This is a genomic window from Rhodococcus jostii NBRC 16295 (assembly GCF_001894825.1).
Classification (GTDB): Bacteria; Actinomycetota; Actinomycetes; order Mycobacteriales; family Mycobacteriaceae; genus Rhodococcus_F; species Rhodococcus_F jostii.
The window spans coordinates 15,578-36,101 of record NZ_BCWY01000043.1 but is presented as its reverse complement, the minus strand read 5'-3'; the positions used below and the strand labels follow the sequence as shown (position 1 = coordinate 36,101).

General features: G+C 69.0%; 18 protein-coding genes. 14 read left to right on the top strand and 4 right to left on the bottom strand.

Features of this window, described 5'->3' with window-relative positions; translation table 11 throughout:
• Window positions 1-22: 22 nt before the first annotated feature.
• The 3 genes from RJ1_RS25740 (at window position 23) to RJ1_RS25730 (ending at window position 3,146) form a co-directional block, all read left to right on the top strand.
• The gene (locus RJ1_RS25740) at window positions 23-805 is read left to right on the top strand and encodes an enoyl-CoA hydratase (protein ID WP_073365182.1); all 783 of its coding nucleotides are present in this window, start codon (window positions 23-25) and stop codon (window positions 803-805) included.
• 162 nt (window positions 806-967) lie between these two features.
• Window positions 968-1,576 carry a hypothetical protein gene (locus tag RJ1_RS25735; protein ID WP_073365232.1) on the top strand — a complete coding sequence of 203 codons (609 nt, stop codon included), beginning with the start codon at window positions 968-970 and terminating at the stop codon, window positions 1,574-1,576.
• Window positions 1,577-1,622: 46 nt separating this feature from the next.
• Window positions 1,623-3,146 carry an acyl-CoA synthetase gene (locus RJ1_RS25730; protein ID WP_073365180.1) on the top strand — a complete coding sequence of 508 codons (1,524 nt, stop codon included), beginning with the start codon at window positions 1,623-1,625 and terminating at the stop codon, window positions 3,144-3,146.
• Here the strand turns inward: RJ1_RS25730 and RJ1_RS25725 are convergent, their stop codons facing one another.
• On the bottom strand, window positions 3,147-4,181 hold the full coding sequence (locus RJ1_RS25725; RefSeq protein WP_073365178.1) for a LacI family DNA-binding transcriptional regulator: 1,035 nt from the start codon (window positions 4,179-4,181) through the stop codon (window positions 3,147-3,149).
• Window positions 4,182-4,328: 147 nt separating this feature from the next.
• Between RJ1_RS25725 and RJ1_RS25720 the strand changes: the two genes are divergently transcribed.
• The 6 genes from RJ1_RS25720 (at window position 4,329) to RJ1_RS25695 (ending at window position 11,205) form a co-directional block, all read left to right on the top strand.
• Window positions 4,329-5,501: an acyl-CoA dehydrogenase family protein gene (locus RJ1_RS25720; RefSeq protein ID WP_073365177.1), complete on the top strand. Its 1,173-nt coding sequence runs from the start codon at window positions 4,329-4,331 to the stop codon at window positions 5,499-5,501.
• Window positions 5,498-6,652, top strand: coding sequence for a CaiB/BaiF CoA transferase family protein (locus RJ1_RS25715; protein WP_073365175.1), 1,155 nt, complete (start codon window positions 5,498-5,500; stop codon window positions 6,650-6,652). The genes RJ1_RS25720 and RJ1_RS25715 overlap by 4 nt, the downstream gene beginning before the upstream one ends.
• Before the next feature lie 138 nt (window positions 6,653-6,790).
• Window positions 6,791-8,158 (top strand): MFS transporter, encoded by a 1,368-nt coding sequence (locus RJ1_RS25710; RefSeq protein WP_073365173.1) that lies wholly within the window; start codon window positions 6,791-6,793, stop codon window positions 8,156-8,158.
• Window positions 8,159-8,172: 14 nt separating this feature from the next.
• Complete coding sequence (locus RJ1_RS25705) at window positions 8,173-8,832, top strand: response regulator transcription factor (protein ID WP_073365170.1); 660 nt, start codon at window positions 8,173-8,175, stop codon at window positions 8,830-8,832.
• 1 nt (window position 8,833) lies between these two features.
• Window positions 8,834-10,267, top strand: coding sequence for a sensor histidine kinase (locus RJ1_RS25700; protein WP_073365168.1), 1,434 nt, complete (start codon window positions 8,834-8,836; stop codon window positions 10,265-10,267).
• Window positions 10,264-11,205 carry a TAXI family TRAP transporter solute-binding subunit gene (locus RJ1_RS25695; protein ID WP_073365166.1) on the top strand — a complete coding sequence of 314 codons (942 nt, stop codon included), beginning with the start codon at window positions 10,264-10,266 and terminating at the stop codon, window positions 11,203-11,205. Before RJ1_RS25700 ends, RJ1_RS25695 begins: the two co-directional genes overlap by 4 nt.
• A gap of 9 nt (window positions 11,206-11,214) precedes the next feature.
• On the opposite strand, the gene RJ1_RS25690 is transcribed toward RJ1_RS25695, so the two are convergent.
• From RJ1_RS25690 to RJ1_RS25680, 3 genes are read right to left on the bottom strand one after another with little or no spacing between them, the layout of a single operon-like run.
• Entirely contained in the window at window positions 11,215-11,979 is a 765-nt protein-coding gene (locus tag RJ1_RS25690; protein ID WP_073365229.1) for a trans-aconitate 2-methyltransferase, read from the bottom strand.
• 49 nt (window positions 11,980-12,028) lie between these two features.
• On the bottom strand, window positions 12,029-13,186 hold the full coding sequence (locus RJ1_RS25685) for an acyl-CoA dehydrogenase family protein (RefSeq protein ID WP_073365164.1): 1,158 nt from the start codon (window positions 13,184-13,186) through the stop codon (window positions 12,029-12,031).
• Between the two features lie 17 nt (window positions 13,187-13,203).
• Window positions 13,204-14,397, bottom strand: coding sequence for an acyl-CoA dehydrogenase family protein (locus RJ1_RS25680; RefSeq protein ID WP_073365161.1), 1,194 nt, complete (start codon window positions 14,395-14,397; stop codon window positions 13,204-13,206).
• Between the two features lie 216 nt (window positions 14,398-14,613).
• Between RJ1_RS25680 and RJ1_RS25675 the strand changes: the two genes are divergently transcribed.
• The 5 genes from RJ1_RS25675 (at window position 14,614) to RJ1_RS25655 (ending at window position 20,523) form a co-directional block, all read left to right on the top strand.
• The gene (locus RJ1_RS25675) at window positions 14,614-15,945 is read left to right on the top strand and encodes an MFS transporter (protein WP_073365159.1); all 1,332 of its coding nucleotides are present in this window, start codon (window positions 14,614-14,616) and stop codon (window positions 15,943-15,945) included.
• Between the two features lie 84 nt (window positions 15,946-16,029).
• Window positions 16,030-17,163 carry a thiolase family protein gene (locus tag RJ1_RS25670; protein WP_073365157.1) on the top strand — a complete coding sequence of 378 codons (1,134 nt, stop codon included), beginning with the start codon at window positions 16,030-16,032 and terminating at the stop codon, window positions 17,161-17,163.
• A gap of 34 nt (window positions 17,164-17,197) precedes the next feature.
• Window positions 17,198-17,962 carry an SDR family NAD(P)-dependent oxidoreductase gene (locus RJ1_RS25665; protein ID WP_073365155.1) on the top strand — a complete coding sequence of 255 codons (765 nt, stop codon included), beginning with the start codon at window positions 17,198-17,200 and terminating at the stop codon, window positions 17,960-17,962.
• 44 nt (window positions 17,963-18,006) lie between these two features.
• On the top strand, window positions 18,007-19,614 hold the full coding sequence (locus tag RJ1_RS25660; RefSeq protein ID WP_073365227.1) for an AMP-binding protein: 1,608 nt from the start codon (window positions 18,007-18,009) through the stop codon (window positions 19,612-19,614).
• A 99-nt stretch (window positions 19,615-19,713) separates the two neighbouring features.
• The gene (locus RJ1_RS25655; protein ID WP_073365153.1) at window positions 19,714-20,523 is read left to right on the top strand and encodes a mycofactocin-coupled SDR family oxidoreductase; all 810 of its coding nucleotides are present in this window, start codon (window positions 19,714-19,716) and stop codon (window positions 20,521-20,523) included.
• Window position 20,524: the final 1 nt, after the last annotated feature.

Here is a 20,524-nt window from a genome sequence, read left to right as displayed (position 1 = left end):
TCACGGGTGGTAGGCAGTAGTCATGACCGAGAACTTCGTGGAGACCACTGCCGAGCCGGACACCGGCGTCGCGTTCCTCACCCTGAACCGCCCCGACCAGCGAAATCCGCTGTCGTCCGAGGCCATGCGGGACGTCACCGCAGCGCTTCGGAAGCTGGGCGACGACGACACCACCCGCGTCGTCGTCATCAGGGCTGCAGGGCCGGTGTTCTCCGCAGGACACGATCTGAAGGAGATGATCGGCCGCACACTCGAGGACGAGCAGGCCATCTTCGACACCTGCGTCGAGATGATGCAGACCGTGCAGGACATTCCGCAGCCGGTGATCGCGTCCGTCCAGGGTGCGGCGGTCGCGGCGGGCTGTCAGCTCGCCGCCTCGTGCGATCTGGTCGTGGCGGCGTCGAACGCCGTATTCGGGACACCCGGGGTGAAGATCGGCCTGTTCTGCTCCACCCCGATGGTGGCTCTCAGCCGCGCGATCGGACGTAAGCGTGCCCTGCAGATGCTGCTCACCGGCGAGACGATCGGCGCCGAGACCGCCGCGGACTGGGGCCTGGTGAACCTGGTTGTCGCGCCCGGCGACCTCGACGCGGAGACCCGGGCCCTCGCCGGGAAGATCACGAAGGCCAGCCCGCTCACCGTGAAGATCGGCAAGCAGGCGTTCTACCGCCAGATCGAACTCCCCCAGGACGAGGCGTACAAGGCGATGGCGGAGACGATGGCCACCAACGCCGTGACCTGCGACGCCCAGGAAGGCATGCAGGCGTTCGTCGAGAAGCGCACACCCCAATGGCAGGGGAAATAGTGGCTCGCTGCCCGCATTGCGCCGCACAACGAACCGGCGAAGGATCAAGTGTGCAGTGGCTGCGGCCGCGGGCCGTCGGTGCCCGCTGACGGTGGACCGCGACGGGTCGGCCACCGAGATCGTTCTCACTGCGGGGCGACCGTCCCGCGGGAGGTGACATCGATGTTCATCCAGATTATTCAAGGAAAGGTATCGGACGAGGCGGGCCTGCGCCGCTGCATGGATCGCTGGACCGAGGAACTGCGCCCCGGGGCGACGGGTTTCCTGGGATGCACCCAGGGCCTGTGCGACGACGGCACGTTCATCGCGCTGGCTCGTTTCGAATCCGCCGACGCGGCCCGGCGGAACAGTGAACGGCCCGAGCAGGGCGCGTGGTGGGTGGAGACGGAGCGCTGCTTCGACGGAGCGGTCTCCTTCATGGACTGCCCCGAGGTCACCGAGTGGATGGGTGGCGGTTCGGACGACGCGACGTTCGTGCAGGTGATGGAGGGGCACACGACCGACGTGAGTCGGATGCGGGAGTTGCTGGAACAGGCCGAACCTCAGGTTCATCAGCTGCGCCCGGAGATCCTCGGTGGAACGTTGTGCACCTACGGCGACGGCGGGTACGTCGAGGCGGTGTACTTCACGTCCGAGGCGGAGGCCCGGTCCCACGAGAAATTGGAGATACCGGACGACCTGAGGTCATTGTTCGAGGAAGAGGGGCGGCTGATGGGCGACGTGTCGTACTACGACATGCATTCGCCGATGCTGGTGTCGGCGGGGCGGTAGCTCCGAACCTCTGGCGGGGTAGTTGGACGTCCTATAACCTTCGTGCATGAGTCTGGATGCGCGTACCGACACCGTCGACGGAGTGCTGCGACGCTCGGCTGCCAAGTTCCCCGACCGCAGGGCGCTGACCTTCGAGGACCGCACCTGGACGTACCGCGAACTCGACGACGCGGTCAGCCGGGCCGCCGCCCACCTGCAGTCGCTCGGACTGTCGGCCGGTGAACGCGTCGCCGCGTACGGCACGAACTCGGACGCGTACACGATCGGGTTCCTGGCCTGCGCGCGTGCGGGTCTCGTGCACGTCCCCGTCAACTATGCGCTCAAGGGCGAAGAGCTGACCTATCTGGTGTCGCAGTCCGGAAGCGCTGCGGTGCTGGTCGACCCTGCGCTCCGCGGCACGCTCGACGCGGTCCGGGACGCGCTCGACCTGCGTCACGTGGTGCCCCTGCGCGACGCCGAGGACTCCCTGCTCGCCCACGCCGGCTCCGGCGACGTGCCCGACGTGGCCGCGCCGGTCGCGTCGACCGACCTGGCCCAGCTGCTGTACACGTCGGGGACGACGTCGAAGCCGAAGGGCGCCATGATGACTCACGGCGGCCTGGTGCACGAGTACGTGTCTTCCGTGATCGCGCTCGCTTTGAACGAGCGCGACAATCCGCTGATCTGCATGCCGCTGTACCACTCGGCGGGCATGCACGTCTTCATGCTGCCCTACCTGTCGGTGGGTGCCTCGGTGAATCTGATGCAGACCCCGGACATCCCGGAGATCCTGCGGCGCATCCAGACCGATCGCATCGGCTCGCTGTTCCTGGCGCCGACGGTGTGGGTGCCGCTCGCCGGGCACCCCGATCTCGAGACCCGCGACCTGTCCTCTCTGAAGAAGGCGCAGTACGGCGCGTCGATCATGCCGGTGACGGTGCTGAACAGGCTCCGCGAACGCTACCCGGACCTCGGCTTCTACAACTGCTTCGGACAGTCCGAGATCGGGCCGCTCGCCACGGTGCTGCAGCCCGAGGAACACGAGGAGCGGCCGTCGTCGTGCGGGAAGGCCGTGTTCTTCGTCGAGACGCGGGTGGTGGATCCGGACGGCAACGACGTTCCGGACGGCACCCCCGGCGAGGTGCTGTACCGGTCACCGCAACTGTGCCAGGGGTACTGGGACAACCCCGACGCCACCGCGGCCGCGTTCCGCGACGGCTGGTTCCACTCGGGCGATCTGGTGACGCGGGATCCGGAGGGGTACATCACCGTCGTCGACCGCATCAAGGACGTCATCAACACCGGCGGCATCCTGGTGGCGTCGCGGGAGGTCGAGGACGCCGTCTACACGCACCCGGACGTGGCCGAGGTGGCCGTCATCGGGACGCCGGACGACAAATGGATCGAGGCGACCACCGCGGTGGTAGTGCTGCGGGAGAACGCGTCCGGCGTGACCCCGGACGGGTTGATCGCCCACGTCAAGGAGCGCATCGCCCCGTTCAAGGTGCCCAAGCAGGTGGTGTTCGTGGACGAGTTGCCCCGCAACCAGAGCGGCAAGCTGCTCAAGCGGGAACTGCGGGCGACGCTCTGACTATCGCCTGGTCGACGCCCGCTCGACCAGTTCGACGGGGAGCTTCACCGATTCCACCTCGTTGCCCGCGATGAGCGACAGGAGATGACGCACACCCGTGGCGCCGATCAGGCGTGCGGGTGATCGGACCGTGGTCAGCGGCACCGGCAGCTGGGCGACCACGGGAATGTCGTTGTATCCGACGAGCGCGAGGTCTTCGGGTATCCGCAGCCCGAGGTCCCGGGCGACGCCGAGGACGCCGATCGCGATGGTGTCGCTGACGGTGAAGATCGCTTCGGGGCGCGAATCCGGTTCCAGGAGAACCGTGGCCGCGGCGACACCGCCGGACACGTCGAAGTCGGAGCGGACGACGCGATCCGCTCCGAGTTCGATCCCGTTCTCGGCCAGCGCATCACGGAAACCGGCGAGGCGGTCCCGTGAGGTGCTCGCGTGTTCGGGTCCGGCGATGACGGCGATCTCGGTGAAACCGCGGTCGAGGAGGTGCCGCCCGGCGAGGTAGCCGCCCCGGTGGTCGTCGCCCGACACGAACGGCAGACCGACGTCGGCGTGCCGGTTGAGTTGCAGCATCGGCAGCGCCCCCACCGACAGTGAGTCGACGAACTCGCGGCCGGGGCTGTGCAGGCTGCTGAGCAGCAGGCCGTCGACCTGCCTGCTGACGAGGAAGTCGATGGCGCGGCGCTGCGCGTCGAGATCGTCGGGTGGGCTCGACAGCAGCACTGAGTAGCCGGCCTGCGTCGCGGTCTCCTCGATGCCCTGGAACATGGTGGCGACCACCCCGTCGGTGAGGCGCGGCATGACGACGCCGAGGGTGGTTGTCTTCCGGGTCCGCAGACTCGCGGCCCACAGGTTGGGCTGGTAGCCGAGTTCCACCGCCACCTCGCGGACCCGCAGCGCCGCCTCGGACCAGCCGTCGGCGGGTTCGGGTTGCCGGAGCACCCGGGACGCCGTCGACACGTGGACACCGGCTCGTTCGGCGATCTCGCGGAGGGTAGGCGGACGCCCGGAGGTGCGTGTCGGGCGGTCCGGCAGGTTCACGGGCAATCCTCGCGCTCGGGGATGGGGACCCGGCGGCCTCGTGGTTGACGGCCGCCGGAATGCGCCTTAGTCTACGTGACGAAATCGTTCGTGCAATCGTTCTCGCGAACGTTTGCACACCAGCCCCACCGGCCCCGTGGAGGAACAATGTCCGACCCGCAGTCCCTGTCCCAGCTGTTCGCCCTCGACTCGCTGCTCGACACCGAGGAGATCGCGATCCGCGACACCGTCCGCCGATTCGCGGACGACCGGATCCGGCCCCACATCGGCGACTGGTTCGAGGCGGCGGCGCTGCCCGTCCGTGAACTGGCCGAAGGGCTCGGTGAACTCGGCGTGCTCGGCATGCACCTCGAGGGCTACGGCTGCGCCGGCATGAGCGCCACCGCCTACGGCCTGGCCTGCCTGGAACTCGAGGCCGTCGACTCCGGTATCCGCAGTTTGGTATCCGTGCAGGGCTCGCTGGCCATGTACGCGATCCACCACTACGGCAGCGAGGACCAGAAGCAGGAGTGGCTGCCCCGCATGGCCGCGGGCAAGGCGATCGGCTGCTTCGGCCTCACCGAACCCGACTTCGGCTCCAACCCCGCAGGGATGCGCACCAACGCCAAGCGGGACGGCGACGACTGGATCCTCAACGGCACGAAGATGTGGATCACCAACGGGTCCGTCGCCGACGTCGCCGTCGTGTGGGCGCGCACCGACGACGGGATCCGCGGATTCGTCGTGCCCACCGACACCCCCGGCTTCTCGGCGCCCGAGATCAAGCACAAGATGTCGCTCCGGGCGTCCGTCACCTCCGAACTGGTGCTCGAGGACGTCCGGCTGCCCGACTCCGCGATGCTGCCGGAGGCCAAGGGACTGTCCGGTCCGCTCGGCTGCCTCAACGAGGCCCGGTTCGGCATCATCTTCGGCGCGATGGGCGCCGCCCGCGACTGCCTGGAGTCCGCCATCTCCTACGCGCAGGACCGTCAGGTCTTCGACAAGTCGCTCGCCGCCTACCAGATCACGCAGGTCAAGATCGCCGACATGGCCCTCGAGGTCGGCAAGGGCCACCTGCTCGCGTACCACCTCGGACGCCTCAAGGACCGCGGCGAGGCCCGCCCCGAGCAGGTCAGCACGGGCAAGCTGAACAACGTCCGGGAGGCCATCGCCATCGCCCGCGAATGCCGGACCATCCTCGGCGCCAACGGAATCACGTTGGAATACCCCGTGATCCGCCATGCTAACAACCTCGAGTCGGTGCTCACCTACGAGGGCACGTCCGAGGTACACCAGCTGGTGATCGGCAAGGCGCTGACGGGCGAGGCAGCGTTCCGGTGAGCGGGTCGCTCGAGTCGGCTGGGACCGCGTCGCTGGACGGCCTGCTGATCGCCGACTTCGGCCGGGTGCTGGCCGGCCCGTACGCCACGATGCTGCTCGCCGACCTCGGGGCGGAGGTCGTGAAGATCGAACGTGCCGGCGTCGGCGACGACACGCGGCAGTGGGGTCCGCCGTGGGTGGGCGACGAATCCACCTACTTCCAGTCCGTCAACCGCAACAAGCGGTCGTTCGCCTGGGATCTGCGCGACCCTGCCGACCTGGAACAGGCGCGGGAACTGGCCGCCCGGGCCGACGTGGTGGTGGAGAACTTCCTCCCAGGCACGATGGACCGGCTCGGACTCGGCTACGACGCGATCCGGGAGATCAACCCCGACGTCGTCTACTGCTCCGTGACGGGTTTCGGCGGCCACAACAACCTCCCCGGGTACGACCTGCTCATCCAGGCCGTCGGCGGGTTGATGAGCATCACCGGCCCGGAACCCGGGGTTCCGACGAAGGTCGGGGTGGCCGTCGTCGACGTCATCACCGGACTGCACGCCGCGGTCGGGATTCTGGCCGCGCTGCGACACCGGGACCGGAGCGGGGAGGGTCAGCGGGTCGAGGTGAATCTGCTGTCGTCGCTGCTGTCCGCCCTCGTGAACCAGACGTCCGGGTATGTGGGCGCGGGTGTCGTTCCGCAGGCGATGGGCAACCGGCACCCCAGCATCGCCCCGTACGAGGTGTTCCGGACCGGTGACCGTCCGCTCGTGCTGGCGGTCGGGAACAATCGTCAGTTCGCTTCGCTCGTGCAGGTTCTCGGTGTTCCCGAACTTGCCGACGACGAGCGGTACGCGACCAACACGCAACGGGTGGCGCACCGCGAGCAACTGGTCCGGGACATCACCGAGGCGCTGGCGTCGGATTTCGCGGACGTGTGGTTCGAGAAGCTGACCGCGCAGGGTGTCCCGTGCGGTCCGCTCAACGACATCGCAGACGCCGTGGCGCTGGCGGAGCGGCTCGGACTGAATCCGGTGGTCGAGATCGACGATCGCCGCAGGGACGAGCCCGTGCGTCAGGTGGCGAATCCGATCCGGCTCAGCGCCACCCCGGCGAGCTATCGCACCGCGCCGCCGCGGCTGGGCGAGGACACCCCTGCCGTGAGTACTTGTTAACCGCCCGCGGTTAACAAGTACTCACAGGGGGACTTCCCTAAGGGAATGTTAGGAAGCCGCCGGACCCCTTCCGAATCGATGTGACCTGACCCACTGTGGTGTGAACGCAGAGATCCAGGGCATCGAGAGGAGTCCCGCGTGAGCACCACATCGACGGGTGAACGCCGAGTCATCGGCAATGTTTTGAAGGGTTCGGTCGGCAACCTGATCGAATGGTACGACTGGTACGTCTACGCGGCGTTCAGCGTGTACTTCGCGAAGGAGTTCTTCCCCGAGGGCGACACGACCGCGCAGCTGTTGTCGACGGCGGCCGTGTTCGCGGTCGGCTTCCTCATGCGGCCGATCGGCGGCTGGATCATGGGGCGGTACGCCGACCGGCACGGACGTCGCTCGGCGCTCACCCTGTCGGTGACCGTGATGGCGGCGGGTTCGCTCGTCATCGCCGTCACACCGTCCTACGCGAGCATCGGGCTCGTGGCTCCGGTGCTCCTGGTGATCGCCCGGATGCTGCAGGGACTGTCGGTCGGCGGCGAGTACGCCACCAGCGCCACCTACCTGGCCGAGGTCGCCTCGCCGGGACGGCGTGGGTTCTACTCGAGCTTCCAGTACGTCACCCTCGTCGCCGGACAGCTGATCGCGCTGGGTGTGCAGATCATCCTGCAGCTGACGCTGCCGGCGGAGGCCATGCAGTCGTGGGGCTGGCGGATCCCGTTCCTGATCGGCGCCGCCGGTGCCGTCGCGGTGATGTGGCTGCGCCGCACGATGGACGAGTCCGAGGCGTTCACCGACGAGGTGGAGGCGAAGCGTGACGCAGACACCTCGGACGACGGGCCGAAGGAAGGTTCGCTCCGGATGCTGCTGCAGTACCCGCGCGAGTGCCTGCTGGTGTGCGCTCTGACGCTCGGTGGTTGCGTGGCGTTCTACACGTACACCACGTACATGCAGAAGTACATGATCAACACCTCCGGCATTTCCAAGGACACGGTGGCGTGGATCAACTTCGCGGCACTGCTGGTGTTCATCGTGCTGCAGCCGATCGGCGGTGCGCTGTCCGACCGCATCGGGCGCCGGAAGCTGCTCATCTTCTTCGGTGTGGGTGGAACCGTCCTGACCGTGCCGTTGATGACGGTGCTCGGGAAGACGACGAACCCGCTGGTCGCGTTCGCGCTGATGATGCTGGGCCTGATCGTCGTCACCGGGTACACGTCGGTGAACGCCATCGTGAAGACCGAGCTGTTCCCGACGAAAGTCCGTGCGCTGGGGGTCGGATTGCCGTACGCCCTGACACTGGCGATCTTCGGCGGAACCGTCGAGACCGTCGCCCTCGCCCTGAAGCGGGCCGGCCACGAATCGCTATTCTTCTACTACGTGACCGGGTGCATCGCCATCTCGCTCGTCGTCTACTTCTTCATGCGTGAGACTTCGGAGGGTTCGCCGCTGGACCGGGCGGCCAGCCGGGAGGACACCCCGGACGACGACGTCGAGCTGGTCGACTCGCGGAGCTGATCGAAGGGACTGAAGTGCAGATCGCGGTGGTCGAGGACGACGACGGAGTCGGCGACGCACTCGTGGAGGCGCTGGGTTCCCACGGCCACGAGGCGGTGCGCATGCGCCGCGGCTCCGATCTTCTTCTCGGCCATCGCGGTATGGACGTGGTGATCCTCGATCTCGGTCTCCCCGACGCAGACGGCCTGCAGGTGCTCCGGCAGCTGCGGGCCGTCAGCGACGTTCCGGTGGTGATCCTCACCGCCCGCGACGACGAACGTTCGGTGGTGCGGGGACTGCGCGGCGGGGCCGACGACTACCTCGTCAAACCGGCGCGGCTCGCGGAACTGCTGGCTCGGCTCGACGTGGTGACCCAGCGTCGCCGGGCAACCGGACCTTCGGTTGCGCAGAAGGTCACCGAGGGCGATGTGGTGGTGGATCTGGATGCCCGCGAGGTCGAGGTCGGGGGAGCACCGGTCGCTTTGACGGCCAAGGAGTTCGAGCTTCTCGAGGTGCTCGTCGCCCGCCCCGGCGCCGCCGTGAGCCGCCAGCAGTTGATGGACGCGGTGTGGGGCGATGCGTACGTGGCGATCTCGCGCACCCTCGACGTCCACATGACCGGGCTGCGGGCGAAACTGGGCCGCCCCGGCCTCATCTCGACCATCCGCGGGTACGGCTACCGCTGGGGCACGTGACGTGCGCCGCCGGGTGCTCGCCGTCCTGCTGGTGTTCGCGGCCATTGCGGTGGTGGCGTTCGCCGTCCCGCTGGCGCTGGCGACCGGTGCGGGGCGAACGCAGGCCCTGCGGTTGAGCAGGGAGGCCGACGCGACGCATTTCGCCAGCCTCGCCGGACAGACGCAGGCCCCCGGGAGCACCACGCTGCTGCGGGAGGAGGTGGCCCGCTACCACGAGTTGTACGGCGAGGGGGTGCTCATCGTCGACGCCAGGGGCAACCTCCGCGCCGGGGCCGGACTGTCGCCGGACGACGCCGGCGTGGCCTCCGCGATCACGGCCGGACTCCGCAATCAGAAACAGGGGATCAGCGGTTCGCTGACACCGTGGTCGGCGGATCGCGTCCTGTCGGCCGTGCCCGTCGGCACCGGGGCGCAGGTGGACGGCGCCGTCGTCATGAACGTGTCGACCCGTGCCGCGCGCGAGTCGATCCGGACGTCGTGGCTGGTGATCGCGGCGGGGGCGCTCGGCGCGCTGGCGGCGGTCACCGCGGTCGCGATTGCGCTGTCCCGGTGGACCGTTCGCCCACTCGGTGCGCTCACCGACCGGGTCGGCGCGCTCACCGACGCCGTCCCGTCGCCCCGTCCGCGGGCGCGGCGTACCGCGGGGCGTCCGTCCGGCCGGTACAGCGGCCCGCCCGAGGTCCAGGAACTGGCGAAGGCGTTCGATGTGATGTCGAACGCCGTGCAGGCGTCCGGACAGGCGCAGCGCCAGCTGATCGCCGACACCGCCCATCAGCTCCGAAACCCGCTTGCCGCTCTGCACTTCCGTCTGGATTCCCTCGGACCGCACGTCGCCGACGCCGGGGCCGAGACATACCGCCGGACGGGCATGGAGGTCGATCGGCTCGGCGGGATCCTCGACGGTCTGCTGGCGCTGGCGGTCGCCGAATCGCCCGACACCACCGACTCCGACTCCGAGACCGCCGACGACGAGACCGCGCACGTCGGCTGCGACGTCGGGTCCGTCGTCGCGGACCGGGCGGACGCCTGGACGGAGGCTCTCGGGGAGTCGGCGATGGGGATCGTGCTCGAACAGCCGGCCGAGCCGCTGTTCGCCGACTTCCGGTCCAGCCACCTGGCGCAGGTCCTGGACGTGCTGCTCAGCAACGCCCACGCCTACGCCGGTCGAGGTTCGACGGTCCGGATCGACACGGGACGGTCCGCCTCGGGGATCGAGATCCGGGTGAGCGACGACGGGGCAGGGGTGAGCGAGGACGAGGTCGGCAAACTGTCTTCGCGCTTCTTCCGCGGGTCGGGGGCCGGGCAGCAGGGCACCGGGCTCGGGCTGTCGATCGCGACCGCGCTCGTCGAGGGCGGCGGCGGGTCGCTGGCGATCGCCGCGGAGCGGCCACACGGGCTCCGGGTGACGCTGACACTTCCGGCGGTGGCGCCGTGATCACCCGACGTGCACTTCTGCGCGGCGTCGTCGCCGCCGGAGCGACCGCGGTGACGGGTTCGGTGCTCGCCGCGTGCTCGGACCGCGCCCCCGACCCGCTGCGCCTCGCCGCCGGCGAGGAGGGCGGGTTTTTCTGGGAGTTCGCCCAGCTGACGGCCGCCGCCGCGGACCGTGCCGGAGTGCCGGTGAGCATCGTCCCGGTCCGGACGGCGGGGTCGAGGGACAACCTGGTGGCGTTGGCATCCGGAGATGCGGAACTGGCCCTGAGTCTCGCCGACGCGGCTGTGTCGGCCATGGAGGCCGGCGCCGGTTTCACCGCCATCGGCAAGGTGTACGAGAACTACATGCAGCTCGCGGTGCGCGCCGATTCCGGCATCACGGACACCTCGCAGCTGCGGGGAACGCGAATCAGTCTGGGTGCCACAGGCTCCGGTGCGGAGCTGACGGGCGAACGGATCCTCGAGGTGCTGGGTCTGGCGGCTCCCGGGGATGTGACGCGCCTGCACCTGTCGATGACCGATGCGGGGCAGGCACTGCGTGACGGCACCGTCGACGCGGTCCTGTGGGCGGGCGGAGTGCCCACGCCGTCGTTCGCGAATCTCGGGATCCCGCTGCGACTACTCGACCTGTCCGCCGAACTGGAGCTGCTGCGGGCGCGGTACGGCCCGCGCTACGAGCCGGTGCTGATTCCGCCCGGAACGTACGGCCAGGAGACGGCCGTCGCGACGATCGGTCTCGCCAACCTGCTGCTCGCCGACGCGTCCGTCTCCGACACCGCCGCCGGCGCCATCGTCGAGGTGCTGATCGATCATGCGGCGGAACTGGTGCCGGATCAGGCGACGGGCAGCCAGTTCCTGGACCGGCAGTCGTTGATCGTCACCGCCGGGGTGCCGCTGCACCCCGGCGCGGCCGCGGCGTACCGCAGGCATCACGGCTGATCCGGTGCGTCACTGCACCTGGGCGACGACGAAGATGCGCCGGAACGGGAAGAACGTGGTCCCGTCCGGTCGCCGGGGGTACGCCTCGTCGAGGAGCGGGACGAGTTCGGTGCGGAACCGGTCCCACTCCTGCGCCGGGAGCGCGTCTTTGACGGGGCGGAGTGCGGTTCCGGTGATCCATTCCAGCACCGGGTTCTCCCCGGTCAGTTGCTGGACGTACGTGGTCTCCCACGCGTCGACGGCGCACCCCGCGTCGGCGAGCAGGCCCGCGTACTCGACGGGACCGTCGACGACCTTGCTCTCGCGGAACGGTATGTCCGCCAGCGACCGGGACCAGCGTTCGGTGCCGGCGAGGTCCCGGACGATCGCATGCGACGGCGCGTCGAAGTTGCCGGGTACCTGCACCGCGATCCACGCCCCCGAGGGAAGTCGGGTCGGCCAGCGGCACAACAACTCCCGGTGCTCGGGCACCCATTGCAGGGCGGCGTTGGAGACGACGACGTCCGTGTCGGGCTCCGGCGTCCAGTCGCGCACGTCCAGCCGGCTTGCGTCGAGGCCGCGTTCACGCGCGGCCTCGACCATCTCGGGTGAGCTGTCGGAGGCCTCGAGGACGGCGTCCGGCCACCGCTCGGCGAGGCTGACGGTCAGGTTCCCCGGGCCGCAGCCGAGGTCGACCACGCGGCGGGGTGACCGCGCGTCGACGCGTGACAGCAACTCGTAGAACGGGCGCCCGCGATGGTCCGCGAAGGCGAGGTACTTGTCTGGATCCCACATGTTCTCCTCCTCGCCTTCAAACAGTACGCCCATACTGTTGGGGTGTGGGTCAGAGGCCGAGATCCTTCGCGATGATCGTCTTCATGACCTCGCTCGTACCGCCGTAGATGCGCGAGACGCGGGTGTCCGCGTACAGGCGCGCGATGGGGTACTCGAGGATGTAGCCGTAACCGCCGTGCAGTTGCAGGCACTTGTCGATGACCCGGCCCGCCGCCTCGGTGCAGAACAGCTTGGCCTTCGCGGCATCCGCGACCGTCAGTTCGCCGGCATCGTGCAGTTCGAGCGCGCGGTCGGCCATCAGCTGGATCGCCTCGACCTCGGTGGCGCATTCGGCGAGCACGAACTTGGTGTTCTGGAACGCGGCGACGGGCTTGCCGAACACCTTGCGCTCCTTGACGTACGCGATCGCGTGCTGCAGTGCCGCGGCCGAGGTCGCCGACCCGCCGAGCGCGATGGAGAGACGTTCCTGAGCGAGGTTGTGGGTGAGGTAGCTGAATCCGGCCCCCTCGTCGCCGAGACGGTCCGTGACGGGGACCGATACGTCGGTGAAGGACAGTTCGGCGGTGTCCGAGGCCTTCAGGCCGATCTTCTCGATCTTGCGGCCCACCGCGAAACCCTCGGACGCCGTGTCGACGACGAGGATCGTGAGACCGGCCCGGCGGTCCTCGGGGGTGCTGGGCGCGGTGCGGCACACCACCAGGACCCGGTCGGCGAGCGCTCCGCCGGTGATGAACGTCTTGGCGCCGTTCAGGACGTAGTGGGTCCCGTCCGCAGACAGCTTGGCCGACGTTGCGATGTTCGCGAGGTCCGAACCGGTACCCGGCTCGGTCATCGCGATGGCGAACATGATGTCGCCGGACGCGAACCCCGGGAGCCACCGCTGCTTCTGCTCGTCGTTCGCGTACTCGAGCAGGTACGGCAGGATCAGGTTGGTGTGGACGGAGTAGCTGCCGAACGAGACTCCGGCGGCCGCCGTCTCCTCGCCGACCACCGCGGCGAATTTGAAACTCTTCTCGCCGCCGCCGCCGAACTCCTCCGGCACCTGGATGCCCAGCACCCCGAGCTCGCCGAGGCGGCGGTAGAAGTCGCGCGGGGGATGCCCCTCGCCCTCCCAGTCGTGGTGGACGGGGGCGACTTCCTTGGCGATGAAGTCGTGAATGGTATTCCGGAATGCGTCGTGATCTTCGTTGAACACCGTACGCTGCACGAGATTTCTCCTTCGAATTACAGTGCGTAACTGCGTAGTACGCCCTTGCTGATGATCATCTTCTGAATCTCGCTGGTGCCCTCGCCGATGAGCAGGAACGGTGCCTCGCGCATCAGGCGCTCGATCTCGTATTCCTTCGAGTAGCCGTAGCCGCCGTGGATGCGGAAGCTGGCCTGGGTCACCTCGGAGCAGTACTCGCTGGTGAGGTACTTGGACATGCCCGCGGCGACGTCGTTGCGTTCACCGGAGTCCTTGAGTCGGGCCGCGTTGACCATCATCAGGTGTGCGGCTTCGACTTTCGTCGCCATCTCGGCGAGGCTGAACGCGACGGCCTGGTGTTCGGCGATCGGCTTGCCGAACGTGCTGCGTTGCTGCGCGTATCGGGCGGCCAGCTCGAACGCCCGGATCGCCACACCGCACGCGCGGGCGGAGACGTTGACGCGGCCGACCTCGACACCGTCCATCATCTGGGAGAACCCGCGACCCGGGGTGCCGCCGAGGACGTCGCCGGCGCCGGCGCGGTAGTTGTCGAACAGGAGCTCGGTGGTGTCGATGCCCTTGTAGCCCATCTTGTCGATCTTGCCCGGGATGGTGAGGCCGGGGAGGACCTCGCCGAAGCCGGCGGGCTTCTCGATCAGGAAGGTGGTGAGGTTGGCGTGCGGCTTGGCGGCGCCCTCCTCGGTGCGCACCAGTGCCGCGACGAGGGTCGAACTGCCGCCGTTGGTGAGCCACATCTTCTGCCCGTTGATCAGGTAGTCGCCGTCGGCTTCTCGCTTGGCCTTGGTGCGGATCGCGGCGACGTCGGACCCCAGCTCGGGCTCGGACATCGAGAACGCTCCGCGCACCTCTCCGGTGGCCATCCGCGGCAGGTAGTGGTTCTTCTGTGCGTCGGTGCCGTGCTGACGGATCATGTACGCAACGATGAAGTGGGTGTTGATCACTCCCGACACGCTCATCCAGCCGCGCGCGAGCTCTTCCACGCACAGGGCATACGTCAGCAGCGACTCGCCGAGGCCGCCGTACTCCTCGGGGATCATCAGCCCGAACAGGCCCATGTCGCGCATCTTGTCCACGATGGCCTGGGGGTACGTGTCGGAGTGTTCGAGTTCCTGTGCGGCCGGGATGATTTCGCGATCGACGAAGGTGCGCACCGCGGCGACGATCTCCGTCTGGAACTCGGTCAGGCCGAGGGTTTGGGCGAGGCGGCTCATGGGATGAGAATGCCCGATTCACAGGGGCCCGGCTAGAGGCGTTCGGCTATCGGTCGGATAGCGCACTCCAATGCACGGAAGCGGCGTGCAACCGCGACCCATAGGCAGACGTAGCCGGTGTCTTCGCCGAGTGCGTATTGATCGCGCGCACCCCGGTCCGTTGAATGAACCCAGACACTGTGACCCACGCCACCTCGTCCCCGAAGGGATCACCACGTGACCCGATCCTCTGCCCTCCTCGACCGGACCGTCGCCATCGGTTCCGAGTCGCGCAGCCGCGCCTGGGGCCTGACCGGCCTCCTCGTGCTGCTCTACGTCGTCAACTACGCCGACAAGGCGGTTCTCGGCATCATCGCCCAACCCCTCGCCCACGAGCTGGGGCTGAATGCCTCCCAGATCGGGCTGGTGGGAAGCCTGTTCTTCCTGACGTTCACCGTCGGCGGGTTCTTCGCCGGCGCGCTCAACCGCTGGATGCCGCTGCGGTGGTCGCTGCTGGTCCTGGCGCTCGCCTGGGCGGTCGCGATACTGCCGCTCGTGGTCGTCGCGAGTTTCGCGGTCCTGCTGGTCAGTAGGTTGCTGTTGGGGCTGGCCGAAGGGCCGAGTTCCGCGCTGCTTCACACGGCCGCCTACTCGTGGCACGCGCCCGCCAAGCGTGGATTGCCGAGCGCGCTGCTCGCCGGTGCCGCGTCGATCGCGAAGATCGCCGTCGCTCCGGTTCTCGCCTACGTCACCGTCACCTACGGATGGCGGTACGCGCTCGTCGCCCTGTCCGCCATCGGAGTGCTGTGGTGCGTCGTCTGGCTGACGGTCTGGAGCGAGGGCCCGTACATTCGCAGCGGCAAGGGCGGCGACACCGCCGCGGCCGCCGGTGAGGTCTCCGAACCCGCGGTGCCGTGGGGCCGCATCTTCCGGACCCGCACGTTCATCAGCGGTGCACTCCTCGTGATGAGCGTCTACGCGCTGGTCGCGGTGGTTCTGACCTGGCTGCCCTCGTACTTCGAGGTCGGCCTCGGGTACAGCAGGCTGCAGGCCGGTTCCATGTTCGCGTTCCCGAGCATCGCCGGACTGATCCTGATGCTCCTCTCGTCGGTGGTCGGCGACCGCCTGCTCGCACGCGGCTCCACGTCCCGCGTCGTGCGCGTCATCGTGCCCGCCGTCGGGGTGCTGATCTGCGGGGCGATCCTGCTGGCACTCCCGTCCATCACCACACCCGCCGTGGCCGTCCTCGTCGTCTCCGTCGGTTACGGCTTCGCCGCCTCGGTCTTCCCGCTGCTCAACGCCGCGATCTCGGAGATCTGCCCGCCGAGGCAGACCGCGGGCACCCTCGGCGTGTTCCTCGCCTTGATGGCGATCGGCGGCCTCGTCGCCCCCTACGCGACCGGTCTGATCGTCGACGCGGCCGCCTCGCCCGCCGAGGGCTACGCCACCGCGTTCCAGGCACTCGGACTCGTCGCCGCCGTGTGCGCCGTCGGGGCACTACTGTTCGCGAACCCCGAGCGCGACAAGAAACTGGTCCGGGGCGACGCTGCGGACATAGGCACCAACTAACGCTGCGTTCGGCCGAAAGTCGTTGTGCTGACGGCATCGCCCGTGATTGATTCGAATCACACCCCCTCACCGAAGGAACCCACCATGCGCGATGCAGTGATCGTCGACGCCGTCCGCACGCCCATCGGGCGGCGTGGCGGTTCCCTCTCCGGAATCCACCCCGCCAACCTGTCGGCGCATGTCCTCGAGGCCCTCGTCGCGCGCACCGGACTCTCACCGGACGAGATCGGCGACGTCGTCTGGGGCTGTGTCAGCCAGGTGGGGGAGCAGACGGGCAACGTCGCCCGCACCGCGGTCCTCGCGGCCGGCTGGCCCGAGACCGTGCCGGGCACCACCCTCACCCGGGCGTGCGGATCGAGCCAGCAGGCCGTGAGCTTCGCGGCCGCCACCGTCATCGCAGGCCACGAGGACATCGTCGTCGCCGGTGGCGTGGAGTCCATGAGCCGGGTGCCGATGGGCAGTGCGAGCAAGAACGGCGAGCACTTCCCGGCGGCCGTCCTCGACCGTTACGGCGTCGACGGGTTCAGCCAGGGCACGGGCGCCGAGATGATGGCCGAGAAGTGGGGCCTTTCCCGTCAGGTGCTCGACGAGTACTCGCTGCGCTCCCACGAACGCGCGGCGCACGCCGTGGACCGCGGCGCATTCGACGGGCAACTCGCCCCGCTGTCCGACGTCCTCGCCGGGGACGAGGGGATCCGGCGCGGCGGCTCGCTCGAGTCGCTCGGCAAGCTGAAGACCGTCTTCAAGGAGGACGGCGCGATCCACGCCGGAAACTCCTCGCAGATCTCCGACGGCGCGGGCGCACTACTCGTCATGACGAGTGCGAAGGCCGCGCAACTGGGCCTGACAGCGATGGCCCGCATCCACACCTGCGCCGTCGCCGGCGACGACCCGGTGATGATGCTGACCGGACCCATCGCCGCGACGGAGAAGGCACTCTCGCGGTCGGGGCTGAAGATCGGTGACATCGGCGCGTTCGAGGTGAACGAGGCCTTCGCGCCCGTCCCCCTCGCGTGGCAGGCGGAGACCGGCGCCGCGACCGATCGGCTGAACCCGCTCGGCGGCGCCATCGCGGTCGGTCACCCGCTCGGCGGTTCCGGCGCGATCCTCATGACCCGGCTCGTCCACCACATGCGGGACAACGGCATCCGGTACGGACTGCAGACCATGTGCGAGGCGGGCGGCCTCGCCAACGCCACCATTCTCGAACTTCTCTGATCCGACAACATCTTTCGAAGGGAACACCCGCACGATGGAACTCAAGGGAATCTCGACGGCGGTCACCGGCGGCGCGTCCGGGCTCGGCCTCGCGACGGCACGCCGCCTCGTGGACGCGGGCGCTCAGGTCACGCTCATCGACCTGCCGAACTCCGACGGCGAGGCGGCCGCGAAGGAACTGGGCGGCTCGGCGCAGTTCGCTCCCGCCGACGTGACGGATCCCGAGCAGTTCGCGGCCGCACTCGACGTGGCCGACGAGCGCGGCGGCCTGCGCGGCCTCGTGCACTGCGCCGGAGCCGGACGTCGGATGCGGATCCTCGACTCCGACGGCAAGGCAGGCTCGGTCGAGGACTTCGAATTCGTGATCCGGCTCAATCTCGTCGGCTCGTTCAACGCCCTGCGCCTCGGGGCGGAACGGATGGCGCGCCTGGACGAGGTCGACGGCGAGCGCGGCGCGGTCGTGCTGACGGCATCCGTCGCCGCGTTCGAGGGCCAGATCGGCCAGATCAACTACACGGCGTCCAAGGCCGGCATCGTCGGCATGACCGTCACCGCCGCCCGCGACCTCGCCAGCCGCAACATCCGGGTGTGCACCATCGCCCCCGGGATCATGGACACTCCGCTGCTGGCCCGGCTGCGCGAAGACGTGCGTGCGTCCCTGGAGAAGTCGGTGCCCAACCCGTCGCGTCTGGGCAAGCCGAGCGAGTTCGGGCAGCTCGCCTGCCAGATCCTCGAGAACGGTTACCTCAACGGCGAGACCATCCGCCTGGACGGTGCCATCCGCATGGCACCTCGCTGACGAACAGAGGACCGAACGTGAAACTGCACTACCCGGAACTGACGATGGCGGCGTTTCCGTCGAGCATGGCGAACCTGTACGGCGACCGGCCCGCCGTGGTCGACGGCGACACGGTGTGCACCTACCGCGAACTGGACCAGCGGTCGGGTGCCTTCGCGGCGGCGTTGCGGGACGCGGGGGTGACCGAGCGCGACGTGGTACTCCTGCACCTCGGCAATTGCGTCGAGTTCGTCGTGGCCTACTACGGCGCGTTGCGTGCCGGGGCGACCGTCACCCTGGTCAACCCGCTGCAACCCGCCCCCGGTCTGCGCGCGCAGATCCTGGACACGGGAGCGGTCGCGGCGGTCACCCAGCCCGGGCAACTGGGCACCCTCACCGAGGCGGCCGGGGGCACCACCGTCCGCACGACCGTGGTGGCCGGACTTGCCGCCGGCACGGGACGCGGTCAGTTCGGGTTCGCGGAGTTCGTGTCCGGGTACGCCTGCGGGCCCTTCGTCCCGAGGGTGTCGGGGGACGACGTCGCCCACCTCGCCTACACGGGCGGGACCACCGGGGTGTCGAAGGGAGTGCGGGTGCTGCACCGCAACGTCGTCGCCAACGTGACCCAGATGATCGCCTGGCGGGCGGGACACGAAGTAGGTGCCGGTGCCGACGGCGGAATCGAGTTGCGCCCCATCGAGGGTCTCGAGGACCGCGGTGTCGTGCCCGGCGTCGGAGCCACCGTCGTCGTCTCGCCGCTGTTCCACGCCCACGCGCTGATCAACCTGTCGTTCCTGCTGCTCTGCGGGGCGACGCAGGTGTTCGCCGGGCGGTTCGAGCCCGGCCGCATGCTGGAACTGATCGAGACGCACCGCGCCACGTACATCACCGGGAGCCCGGCGATGTGGCACGCCGTCGCCACCCATCCCGACGCCGCGACCCGCGACACCGATTCGGTGCGCGTGGTCTCCTCCGGCGCGGCACCGATCGACCACGTGACACTCGAGGCACTGGGCCGGGCCTTCCCCTCGGCGAGTGTCGTCGAGGGATACGGCCTGACCGAGGGCACCTGCCTGGTGGCCTCGGCGCCGCTGACCGGCGCTGTCGCGTACAAGGTCGGCAGCGTAGGACTGCCGGTGTTCGACACCGAGGTGCAGATCCGGGCCCAGGACGATTCCGGGGTGGTGCTCGCCGTCGGTGAACGCGGCAAGTTGTGGGTTCGCGGACCGCAGGTGACGGACGGCTACCTGAACCATCCGGAGATCACGGCGCAGCAGTACGTCGACGGCTGGCTCGACACCGGCGACATCGCCTACGCCGACGAGGACGGGTACCTGTTCATCTGCGACCGCACCAAGGACATGCTGATCTACAAGGGGTACAACGTCTATCCGCGTGAGCTCGAGGAGATCCTCGTCTCGCATCCGGACGTGTCCTCGGCCGCCGTCGTCGGCCGGGAGGCCGGCAGCGTCGGCCAGGAGCCGGTGGCGTTCGTCGTGCCGACGCCGGGAGCGACGGTCGACGCGGACGCGGTGTCCGCGTTCGTGGCCGAACGAGTGTTGCCGTACAAGAAGGTCCGTGATGTCGTGGTCGTCGACCGGTTGCCGACGTCGGCGGTCGGGAAGATCCTCAAGACGGAACTGCGTGTCCGTCTCGCCGCCGCGACGACCTAGCGTCCTCGGGGGTCCGTCACTCTCCCGCTGGGTGGAAGCACCTCTGTCAGGTGTGCCCTTCTCCCCCTACCGTCCTGGTCGGGGGAGAAGGGAGCGCCGATGTCGCGCATGGCGGGCAAGGTAGTACTCATCACCGGTGCGGCCCGGGGCATGGGGCGTGCGCACGCGCAGCGCCTCGCCGAGGAAGGCGCCGACATCGTCGCCGTCGACCTTCCCGGGGCGGAGTCCGAGCGGGGGCTGGCCGAGACGGCCGACCTGGTCGGCGCCCTCGGCCGTCGGGTCTCGACCCGGACCGCGGATGTGCGGGACTTCGCGGCGCTGCGGGACGCGAGCGCGGCCGCGGCCGCCGAATTCGGCCGCATCGACGTCGTGGTCGCCAATGCCGGACTCTGCGACTCTCCCGGCCCGGCCTGGACGATCGGCGACCAGACGTGGCAGCGGTCGCTGGACGTCAACCTCACCGGAGTCTGGAACACCGTGCGAGCGGCCGTGCCTCGGATGCCCAGCGGTGCCGGGGGATCGGTGATCATCGTCGGCTCCACCGCCGGGGTCCGCGCGAACCCCGGCCGCGCGCACTACTCCGCCGCCAAGCACGGGGCGGTGGGATTGGCGCGCACCCTGGCCCACGAACTCGGGCCACGCTCGATCCGGGTGAACACGGTGCACCCGGGGGCCGTGGGCACCTCGGCGACGTTCGATCCCGCCACCCTCGCGCGCCTGTGCCCCGACCTCGAGAATCCGACCGACTCGGATGCGAGACGGGTACTGGCCGAACGGAATCTGCTGCCCATCCCGTGGGTGGACGCCGTCGACGTCAGCAACGCCGTGCTGTTCCTGGCCTCCGAGGAATCCCGATACGTCACCGGAACCGAGCTGGTCGTCGACGCCGGCCAGACGCAGAAGGCGTGAG